Below are 9,805 nucleotides of genomic sequence, written 5' to 3'. Positions count from 1 at the left end.
TGCGCTCGCGCGGCTCATCGATGCGTGTCTGCAGGCGGGGCGCGGTGGCCTGCTGGCCCTGCCGGTGGCCGATACGGTCAAGCAGGCCCGGCGGATGGCGCACGGTGGGCACCCAGAAGTGGCGCGCACCCAGGATCGGGAAGGCTTGTGGTTGGCGCAGACGCCGCAAATGTTTCCCGCTGGTTTGCTGCGGCGGGCCTTGCTGGGCGCCGCGGGGGATCCAGCGATCACCGACGAGGCCTCGGCTGTCGAGCGGCTTGCGGATGCAGCAGCGGGGCGGCCGTTGCTGGTGCCGGGTTCGGCAGCCAACGTGAAACTGACCTGGCCAGAAGATTACGACCGACTCGAGGCATGGATGACTCGCTCAGACCCGCAGGCGCCCGACGCCCTGTCGCTGCGTATCGGCCAAGGCTACGACGTGCACGCCCTGGGGGCGGATCGGCCGCTCATCATTGGTGGGGTGCGCATCCCCCACGACAAAGGCCTCATTGGCCATTCAGACGCCGATGTCCTGTTGCACGCCATCACGGACGCCATATTGGGGGCCGCCGCGCTGGGCGACATCGGGCGTCATTTTTCGGACCGTGATCCGCGCTGGGCCGGCGCCGACAGCCGCATGTTCCTGCAAGAGGCGGCGCGCATGGCGGCTGCCGCCGGGTGGCGCATCGCCAACGTGGACGCAACGATCCATGCCCAGGCCCCCAAGATGGGGCCGCATGTGCCCGCCATGATCGAGGTCATCGCAGCGGCCCTGTCCATCGCGGCAGGCCAGGTGAACATCAAGGCCAAGACCAATGAGGGCCTTGGCCATCTGGGGCGCGGCGAGGGCATTGCCGTCAGTGCCGTTGCGTTGCTGATGCGCCGCTGAGCAGGGCGGCATGGCCCCTGCATGCGGCCCCTACAGGGTGGGGCCCCCGAGTGCGCGGTTGCACGGACACAGGCAGTCGGTGAGCAGGGCGTCCAGGATGCGCAGGGTTTCGTCTGGGTTGCGGCCGACGTTGAAATTGTTCACCGACACGTGCTGGATGATGTTGTCGGGGTTGACGATGAAGGTGGCGCGCAGGGCCACCCCTTCGGATTTTTCGCGGATGCCGAGCTGGTCGACCAATGCGCCGGTGGTGTCGCCGAACTGGTAGTGATTGAGCCGGCTGAGTTCCGGGTTTTCGCGCCGCCAGGCGAGCTTGGCGTATTCGTTGTCGGTGGAACCGCCCATGAGTACGGCGTTGCGTGTCTCGAAGGCTTCGGTCAGGGCGTTGAAGCCGATGATTTCGGTGGGGCAGACCTGGGTGAAGTCCTTGGGGTAGAAATAGATGACCTTCCACTTGCCCGGGAAGGATGATTCGGTGATGTCTTCGAACGCCGAGACGCCGTTTTCCTCGTGCTGGTTGAAGCCCGGCTTGACGCCGGTGACTCGGAAGGCCTCGAGCTTGTCGCCTATGGTTTTCATCGGGGCTCCAGAAAATGGGTTCATGGTCTTCTGACCATGGCTTCATTCTACGCCAGTTGACCTGTTGCGGAACGGGGCAGTTCGATGCGCGCCACCAGGCCGGATGGCACGCGCGACGAGAGCGCCAGCTTGCCGCCGACCTGGCTCAGCAGGCGCTCGACGATGGCCAGCCCCAACCCGGCTCCGCTGCCGCCCGTGCGGGCGGATTCTCCACGGGCAAACGGGCGCAGCAACCGTGGAACGTCCGTGGGCAGGATGCCGCTGCCTTCGTCTTCGATGGTGATGACCAGCAGCTTGCCTTCGTAGTGGGCGCCCATCTGGATGTGCGCCTGATCATCCGCCGTGCTGCGCCCGTATCGACGGGCATTTTCGATCAGGTTGCTGACGATGCGCTTGAGATCGTTGGCGCTGATGTGGGCGCGCAGGCCCGGGGCGATGTTCGTGCGCAGGGTGCCGCCCATGGCTTCGGTATGGTTGCGTTCACGTTCGGTGAGCTCTTGCAGCACGCGACTGACGTCGATGCCGTGTTCGGGTACCAGCCCGATGGGCCGGGCATACTCCATCAGCTGCCCGATGCTGTGGGTGATTTGTGCCAGGTCCTCGTCGATGGCTTGGCGCGCCTCGTCGCTCATGCTGGTCATTTCGACCTCGAGCCGGATACGCGACAAGGGGGTGCGCAGGTCGTGGGAGATCCCCGCCAGCATGAGTTCGCGGTCCGCCTCGGCTTGCTGCAGATCGCGCACCATGCGATTGAACGCCATGTTCATGTCGCGAATCTCATCCGGGCCTTTTTCGGGCAGCGGCGTGGGCGTCTGGCCGTGGGCCAGCTGGCGCGCCACATTGGCCAGCTGGGACAGGGGCTGGCTGATGAAGCGCACACTGATGGCGGCGCCCAGCAGGGCGAGCAGCAGGGATGCGGCGACCCAGCCCAGCCAGTCGCGCCCGCTTGCCAGGCGAAGCTGGTCCCGGTCGAACACCAGCCAGTACTGCTCGTCGCCGATATGAAAGCTGATCCAGATCCCCGGCACTTGGTTCACCGCCCACATCACCAGGGTCTGGCTGCCCAGCAGCAGGCGGATCTCATCTGAAATATTGTGCCAGTATGTGCTGTGGGGCAGAGGCTCGAGCACGTCGTCGGTGGCGCGCGGCTGCACCCGCAGGCTTTCCTTGGTGGCCAGGTCGAGCAGCAGGGCCGGCCTGACTTTGGCCGGTGCGTAAATCAGGGCCGAGCGGGTAATGGTGACGGTGGTGGCCAGGCGCTGGGCCAATTGCTTGGCGCCGGGGCCTTCTTCGATGTTGAAGACGATCTGTAGCCAGGCCCCGAGGCTGACCAGCATCAGGCAGGCGATGAGCAGAAATGAGCGGCCGAACAGGCCTAGGCGGATGCGCCGCCGGCCGGACTTGAATGCGGGGGGTTGTGCGAACCCCCCCGGGCGGTTGCCGGTGGGCTCATTGATCACCGTCGGGTACGAACACGTAACCCAGACCCCAGACGGTCTGGATGAACACCGGTTTGGACGGGTTGGGTTCGATCAGCTTGCGCAGCCTGGAAATCTGCACGTCGAGGCTGCGGTCGAAGGCTTCGTATTCGCGCCCCCGCGCGAGTTCCATGAGTTTGTCGCGCGACAGGGGCACCTTGGGATGGCGGGCGAAGACCTTGAGGACGGAAAACTCGCCCGTGGTGATCGAAACCGCCTCGCCGTCGCGCGTGAGCGTACGGGTGGACAGGTTGAGCACATAGGGGCCGAACGTGACGGATTCGTTGTCCTGGCTGGGTGCGCCGGGGTGCTCGTCGGCCCCGCGGCGGCGCAGGATGGCGTTGACCCGGGCGAGAAGTTCACGCGGGTTGAAGGGCTTGGTGAGGTAATCGTCCGCCCCCATTTCGAGCCCCACGATGCGGTCGATGTCTTCGGCCTTGGCCGTGAGCATGATGATGGGCGTGTTGTCGTGATTGCCCCGCAGCCGCCGGCAGATGGACAGGCCGTCTTCGCCGGGCAGCATGAGGTCGAGTACGAGCAAGTCGAAATGCTCGCGCTGCCAGATTTTGGCCATGTCTTTGGCATCTTCGGCCACGTGGACGTTGAAGCCTTGTTCGGACAGGTAACGGCGCAGTAGATCGCGTAGGCGGGGGTCGTCGTCTACGACGAGGATCTTGCGCGGCAGGGGGGGATTTTGTGTGCTCATTCCAAAAATGTAACAGGGATCGGGCCAAGACACCAGTCCGATCACAAGTCTTTACTTTAAAATGGCGCCATCATGAGCACCCACCATCTCCTGGCCCTGGAAACGTCCGGCCACGTCTGCAGTGTGGCCCTGTTGTCGCAGGTCCGCGGTCGGGCCCGGCTGCGCGCCGAACGCCTGGCGGGGCGCCAAGGGCATGCGCGGCACGTACTTTCACTGGCCCAGGGCCTGCTCGATGATGCGCAGTTGGCGCCGTCGGCGCTGTCGGCCATTGCCTTCGGGCAAGGGCCCGGCAGCTTCACCGGCCTGCGGCTGGCGTGCGGCGTGGCCCAGGGCATGGCGTTGTCGCTCGGTATTCCGGTCGTGCCGGTGGATTCGCTGTGGGTGCTTGCCGTCCAGGCGGCCGGGCCGGGCGCGCAGGGTATTCATCTGGTGCTCCAAGATGCCCGCATGCACGAAGTCTATGCGGCTGCGTATCATGCGGGTCCGGACGGCGGCTGGGTATGCGTCCAGTCTCCAGTGTTGCTGGCCTGTTCCGGCGTGGCGGCGTGGGCGGCCGAGCAGTCCGCCGCATGGGGGGCTCGGGGGTCGGCCGCGTGGTTCGCCAGCGGCAGCGCCCTGCAGGCCTGCCCGGGCCTCGAAGATGCGCTGGCCGAACTGGGGGCCACCGTGCTGCCCCATCCGGGCGAGCCAGATGCCGAAGTCCTGGTCCAGCTGGCCGAACAGGTCTGGCTGGACGGTGGGGGGCTGGACGCTGCGCTGGCGCACCCGGCCTACGTGCGCAACAAAGTGGCCTATACCACGCTCGAGCGGGCGGGTGGTTTGGGCGGCAATCCCGCCGTGGGCGAATCCGCAGTCCAGCTGCACGACATGGCGGTGTCCGACGTCGATGAAGCGGTTGCCATCGAGCGCCAGATACAGGCCGCACCCTGGAGCCGCCGGAATTTCATCGATTCGCTGCTCGCGGGCCACACTGGTTGGGTCCTGCGGCGCATGGGCGCCATGCTGGGTTTTGTCTTGCTGATGGAAGCGCCTGACATGGCGCATGTACTGGTCATTGGGGTGCGGCCGGATGTACGGCGTCAGGGCCTGGGCAGCCGCCTCCTGCAGGCCTGTGTGGCCCATGCGCGCCAAGCGGGCCTGCCTGCGCTGACGCTTGAAGTACGCCGCAGCAATCAGTCGGCCATCCTGTTCTACGAACACCACGGCTTCCAGAGGCGGGGCGTGCGTCGCGGCTATTATCCGGCGCCCGAAGGGCGCGAGGATGCCTGGATCATGACCTTGCCCCTGGGCGATTCGGCATGAAGCCGGCGGTGAATGCCCTGCAGCAGGTCTGGCTGAAAGAGCTCGGGGTGGATCTGCAGGCACTGCCTGGTGTCACACCACAGGTGGCGCCGCGGGTGTCGTCCGCGCGCGGCCCGGTGGCGGCGCCCCCGGTCGGGCCCGGGGCGGCCCCATCGGGCCAGGTCGCACCCCGCCCGGCGGCGCCGGGCTCCGCTGCGGCAAAGTCCGACGCACCGGCCAGGCCAGCGTCTGTGGGGGTCGCCGATACGGCCGCGAACGCGCCTGCCGTGCCGGACCTGCAGGCTTTGTCCACAGCCGTGCAGGCGTGCGAGCGCTGTGTCCGTGCCACGGGCCGCATTCGCGCGGTTCCGGGCAGCGGCGTGCACACGAGGCCCTGGTATTTGCTGGTGGGCGAGCAGCCGGGTCTGGAAGACGAGGCCGCCGGCCTGCCGTTTCAAGGGCAGGCCGGCCAGCTGCTCGAGGCCATGCTGGCCTCGGTGTCCCTGCCCCATCGGGATTCCCGCTACAGCACCTACGCGGTGAAATGCCGCGCGGTGGGGGGCAGCCAGCCCGATGACGCCGAGCGGGCGGCCTGCCGCCCTTGGCTGCAGCAGCAGATCGAAATTCTGCGGCCGCGCTGGATTCTGGCGCTGGGGCGCGTGGCCACGCAAGCCATCCTGGGCACGGCCGATCGCTTCGAGTCGCTGCGCGGGCGCACCGTGTTCTACGTGCTGGAATCGGGTGAGCGCATCCCGGTGCGGGTCACCCATTTGCCCTCTTCGTTGCTGGTGCATGGGGCGCTCAAGGATGAGGCCTGGCGTGACCTGCTCGGCTTGGCCGAGGCGGTGCGGGCACAGGATGGGGCTGAAACGCAGCCCGGTGGTATCGCGCCCTAGTGCAGGGCGGTGCCATGCCCCGCCTGGCCGATCAGGCTCGACAGACGGGGGTTGGCCTGGTGATTCAGGCGGTTCCAGCGTATGAAGACCAGCATCAGTGCGGCGACGAGCAGGCCGAACAGGGCGATGATCAGGTTGATCGGCAGCCCGAGCCAGAGCAGCAGGCTATAGATGGCCAGCATCAGCAGAATGTTCAGTTGTTCGTTGAAATTCTGTACGGCGATCGAGTGCCCGGCCGACAGCAGCACATGGCCGCGGTGTTGCAGCAACGCGTTCATGGGCACCACGAAGAACCCGGACAGCCCGCCGATCAGCAGCAGCAGAATGTATACGGCCCAGGGGCGGTACACCAGGGGCATGAACAGGACCACGAGCCCCATCAGCACCCCCACCGGCAAGACCGACAAGGCCCGCCGCAGCGGCACGCGCCCAGCCGCCGCTGCACCGATGACGGTACCGAAGGCCGCCACCCCCATGAGGATGGAGGCTTGATCCAGCCGATAGCCCAAATGCTGTGCACCCCATTCGATGACGATGAACTGCAGCGTCGCACCGGCCCCCCAGAACAGCGTCGTGACGGCCAGCGAGATCTGGCCCAGCTTGTCGGCCCACAGAATGCGCACATAGCGCGAGAATTCACGGATCAGCGCAACGGGACGGGTCTGCTGGCGTGGATAGAAGGCGTGCGTGTCCGGAATGAGCAGGTTGCACAGCGCGGCTGCGACATAGACCAGACCGATGATGAGGATGGCGCTTTGCGAGCTGCTGTGCACCAGGCCCAGGACCAGGTCGTGCGACATCAGCCAGCTGGATACGGTGGGGCTGATCAGCAGGCCGCCCAGGACCGTACCCACGATGACCGACAGTACGGTCAGGCCTTCGATCCAGCTGTTGCCCTTGACCAGCAGCTCGGGTGGCAGCATTTCCGTCACGATGCCGTATTTGGCCGGAGAATAGGCCGCCGCACCGATCCCCACGATGGTATAGGCGATGAACACCACGACCAACTGCTGGTCGTGGCCCAGGCCGAAGGATCCGTATGCGAACATGAGGACGCAGCCGGCCGTTTTCAGCGCGTTGGTCACGAACATGACCCGGCCCTTGGGGAAGGAATCGGCGAATGCCCCGACGAATGCCGCCAACACCACGTAGGCCAGCGCGAACCACCATTTCATCATGGGGGCCATCCAGTCGGGCCCGCTCAGTTCTGCGATGAGGCCAATAGCGGCGATCAAAAGGGCGTTGTCGGCAAGGGATGACAGCGCCTGCGCGGCCATCACCATGTAAAAACCCTTGTTCAACCGCCGACCTCGAAGCGCACGCTTTCTGATGTCATGATATCTCGGCAAGCCTGTAAAAAGAGTTGCAGTATAGCGGGTAAGACCGTCGTCTGCGTGGGTGTCCTGGTTGTTTGCGCGGGTCCGTACGGCGGGCTGCGGTATCATGTCAGATTGAGGGACTGTCTTTGGTTCGTCGCCTGCCGTGCGCCTGACGCAGATCAAACTTGCCGGATTCAAATCGTTCGTGGATCCTACCGTGATTCCCACGCCCAGCGAGCTGGTCGGTGTGGTGGGGCCCAATGGCTGCGGCAAATCGAACATCATCGATGCCGTGCGCTGGGTCCTGGGCGAAACCCGCGCGTCCGAGCTGCGGGGCGCATCGATGCAGGACGTCATCTTCAATGGCTCCGAACTGCGCAAGCCGTCGGCCCGGGCATCGGTCGAGCTGGTGTTCGACAACAGCCTCGGGCGCGCCTTGGGCCAATGGTCCGCTTTTGCCGAGATCTCCGTGCGTCGCGTGCTCACCCGCGACGGCGCCAGCAGCTACTACATCAACCAGCAGGGCGTGCGCCGCCGTGACGTGCACGACCTCTTTCTGGGTACGGGTCTGGGATCCCGCGGCTATGCCATCATCGGTCAGGGCATGATTCACCGCCTCATCGAGGCGCGCCCAGAAGAACTTCGCGTGACCCTCGAAGAGGCGGCCGGGGTGTCGCGCTATAAAGAGCGTCGTCGCGAAACAGAAAATCGCCTGGCGGACACACGCGAGAATCTGCAGCGCCTCGAGGATATTCTGGGCGAGCTCGCCGGCGGGCTGGAAAAACTCCAGCGGCAGGCTCGGGTGGCAGACCGGTTCCGCAGCCTGCAGGCCGAGAGGCAACTCAAGCAGAACCTGTTCTGGTGGCTGGGCGAGCAGGCGGCCGAGGCCCAACGGGCCCGGCTGGCCGTCGAATGCGGGCAGGCGCAGGCTGCCCTCGAATCCGATCAGAGCCGGCTGCGTACGCTGGAGACGCAGCTGGACGTTCTGCGTCAGACGCATTTCGAAGCCGGCGAAGCGCTGCATGGGGCCCAGGGGCAATTGTTCGAGGCGGGTGCGCGTGTCAGCAGCCACGAGGCCGAAGTCCGGCACATGGCCGAGACGCGGACGCGTCTGCAGGCTCGCCAGAATCGCCTGCAGGGCAAGCTCTCCGAATGGCAGGGCCAGCAGCGCTCGGGCCAGCAGCGCCTGGCCGAGCTCGAGGCCGGGCTGCAGGCGGCGCAGACGCAGGCCGCAGACAGCGCCGCGGCGCTGCGCCAGGTCCAGCAGGGTCTGCCCGAACTCGAGGCGCAGGTGCGCACGCATGCGCAGGCGTTCGCCGCGGCGGGGCGCAGTGTCGTACGCCTCGAACAGGCGCTTGCGCTTGCCGGGCAGGCGCAGCGGCAGGCCCAGACACTGTATGACCAGGCGCAGGCGCGGCAGCAGCATTTGCTGGCCGAACAGCAGGCGCACGCGCCGGTCGATGAAACCCGCTTGTCCGAATTGGCCCAGGCCTGCGCCAGCGCCGAGGCGGACCGACAGGCGGTGCAGCAGCGGTTGGATGCCCTAGAGGCGCATGACAAGGGTCTGACCGCTCAGCGCGATCGGGCGCGCCGTGATGCGCAGGCGGCCCGGCATGCACTCGAACGGCTGGATGCGCGCCTGCAAGCGCTGGGTTCGCTTCAACAGATACCGGTCGGCGAAGCGCAGGCGGCCTGGCTCGACCGGTATGGGCTGCAGGATCGGCCCCCCCTGTGGCAACGGCTGCAGGTGGCTCCAGGCTGGGAGGTCGCGTTCGAAGCCGTTCTGGCCGAACGCCTCCAGGCGATCGAGGTGGCCGACCTGGATGCCGCGGGCGACGCCCTGCAGGACGGGCCGGCCGCCGGGCTGACCCTATATCAAGGCGCACCGCCGCCCGAAGGCGAAGCGCCCGCTTCGATTCCGGGCCTGGTGCGCCTGTTGGATCACGTCCATATATCGGATCCGGCGCTGCATGCGGTGCTGCATGCCTGGTTGGCGTCGGTCTGGACGGCGCCAGATCTGGCGCAGGCCATGGCGCGGCGGGGCCAACTGGCCCCGGGATGCTGCTGCGTGGTACCCGAGGGGCACTGCGTCTATCCGCACAGCGTTCAGGTCCATGCGGCAGACCCGTTGCAGGATGGCCGCCTGGCCCGCCAGCACGAGATCGAACAGCTGCACGGGGCCGTTGCCGCGGCGCGCTCGCAAGCCGAGCAGGCCGAAGATCACAGCCAACAGCTCGAGCAGGCCTGCCGCGACAGCGAACAGACACTGTCCGACTGCCGCGAGCAGCTCGCCGCCTGCACGCAGGTCTGGCACGAGCTGCGCTTGCGCCATACACAGCGGCGCGACGAACAGGCCCATGCCCAGGTGATGGCCGCACGCACGCAGGCCGATCTGCGCGGTATCGAGTCCTTGTTGATCGAGCAGCGCGAGCGGCAGGCCGAAGCCGAGGCGCAGCAGGCGGGCTTGCAGGCCGAGCATGCGCAGGCGCGCGCGCAACTGGAAACACTGGAAGCACAGCGCGATCAGCTGGCCGAGGCGCTCGAGGCTCGGCACCAGGACGTCCGGGTACACGAACGGGCCACCCAGGAGGCCGAGTGGGCCGTGCGTGCCGCGCGTCAACTGCTCGAAGAGCAGCACCGCAATGCGCGCTGGGCAGAAGAACAATCGGCGCAGTCGC

At 66.7% G+C, this 9,805-nt stretch carries 8 protein-coding genes; 4 read left to right on the top strand and 4 right to left on the bottom strand.

Features of this window, described 5'->3' with window-relative positions; genetic code table 11:
* Nucleotides 1–868: 2-C-methyl-D-erythritol 2,4-cyclodiphosphate synthase (gene ispF / locus WCZ84_RS12730; RefSeq protein WP_372686651.1), on the top strand; the 868-nt coding region annotated here is incomplete at its 5' end.
* Nucleotides 869–898: 30 nt separating this feature from the next.
* On the opposite strand, the gene WCZ84_RS12725 is transcribed toward ispF, so the two are convergent.
* From WCZ84_RS12725 to ompR, 3 genes are read right to left on the bottom strand one after another with little or no spacing between them, the layout of a single operon-like run.
* Nucleotides 899–1,447: a peroxiredoxin gene (locus WCZ84_RS12725; RefSeq protein WP_372686650.1), complete on the bottom strand. Its 549-nt coding sequence runs from the start codon at nucleotides 1,445–1,447 to the stop codon at nucleotides 899–901.
* Between the two features lie 47 nt (nucleotides 1,448–1,494).
* Nucleotides 1,495–2,904 (bottom strand): ATP-binding protein, encoded by a 1,410-nt coding sequence (locus WCZ84_RS12720; RefSeq protein ID WP_372686652.1) that lies wholly within the window; start codon nucleotides 2,902–2,904, stop codon nucleotides 1,495–1,497.
* Entirely contained in the window at nucleotides 2,897–3,631 is a 735-nt protein-coding gene (gene ompR, locus WCZ84_RS12715) for a two-component system response regulator OmpR (RefSeq protein WP_372686649.1), read from the bottom strand. The genes WCZ84_RS12720 and ompR overlap by 8 nt, the downstream gene beginning before the upstream one ends.
* Before the next feature lie 72 nt (nucleotides 3,632–3,703).
* Here ompR and tsaB point away from each other — a divergent pair, with 72 nt between their 5' ends.
* Nucleotides 3,704–4,933 (top strand): tRNA (adenosine(37)-N6)-threonylcarbamoyltransferase complex dimerization subunit type 1 TsaB, encoded by a 1,230-nt coding sequence (tsaB, locus tag WCZ84_RS12710; protein ID WP_372686648.1) that lies wholly within the window; start codon nucleotides 3,704–3,706, stop codon nucleotides 4,931–4,933.
* The gene (locus WCZ84_RS12705; protein ID WP_372686647.1) at nucleotides 4,930–5,808 is read left to right on the top strand and encodes a uracil-DNA glycosylase family protein; all 879 of its coding nucleotides are present in this window, start codon (nucleotides 4,930–4,932) and stop codon (nucleotides 5,806–5,808) included. Before tsaB ends, WCZ84_RS12705 begins: the two co-directional genes overlap by 4 nt.
* On the opposite strand, the gene lplT is transcribed toward WCZ84_RS12705, so the two are convergent.
* Nucleotides 5,805–7,109 carry a lysophospholipid transporter LplT gene (lplT, locus tag WCZ84_RS12700; protein WP_372686646.1) on the bottom strand — a complete coding sequence of 435 codons (1,305 nt, stop codon included), beginning with the start codon at nucleotides 7,107–7,109 and terminating at the stop codon, nucleotides 5,805–5,807. The genes WCZ84_RS12705 and lplT overlap by 4 nt on opposite strands.
* 235 nt (nucleotides 7,110–7,344) lie before the next feature.
* Between lplT and smc the strand changes: the two genes are divergently transcribed.
* A partial coding sequence (gene smc, locus WCZ84_RS12695; protein WP_372686645.1) for a chromosome segregation protein SMC occupies nucleotides 7,345–9,805 on the top strand: 2,461 nt, incomplete at its 3' end.

This window comes from Castellaniella sp. (assembly GCF_041675725.1).
Classification (GTDB): domain Bacteria; phylum Pseudomonadota; class Gammaproteobacteria; order Burkholderiales; family Burkholderiaceae_B; genus Castellaniella.
This window is presented reverse-complemented; position numbering and strand designations above follow the sequence as displayed.

Excerpts from the sequence above, each read along its gene's own strand:
- WCZ84_RS12725 (WP_372686650.1), bottom strand. The coding sequence starts at position 1,447 with ATGAAAACCATAGGCGACAAGCTCGAGGCCTTCCGAGTCACCGGCGTC.
- ompR (WP_372686649.1), bottom strand. The coding sequence starts at position 3,631 with ATGAGCACACAAAATCCCCCCCTGCCGCGCAAGATCCTCGTCGTAGAC.
- tsaB (WP_372686648.1), top strand. The coding sequence starts at position 3,704 with ATGAGCACCCACCATCTCCTGGCCCTGGAAACGTCCGGCCACGTCTGC.
- WCZ84_RS12705 (WP_372686647.1), top strand. The coding sequence starts at position 4,930 with ATGAAGCCGGCGGTGAATGCCCTGCAGCAGGTCTGGCTGAAAGAGCTC.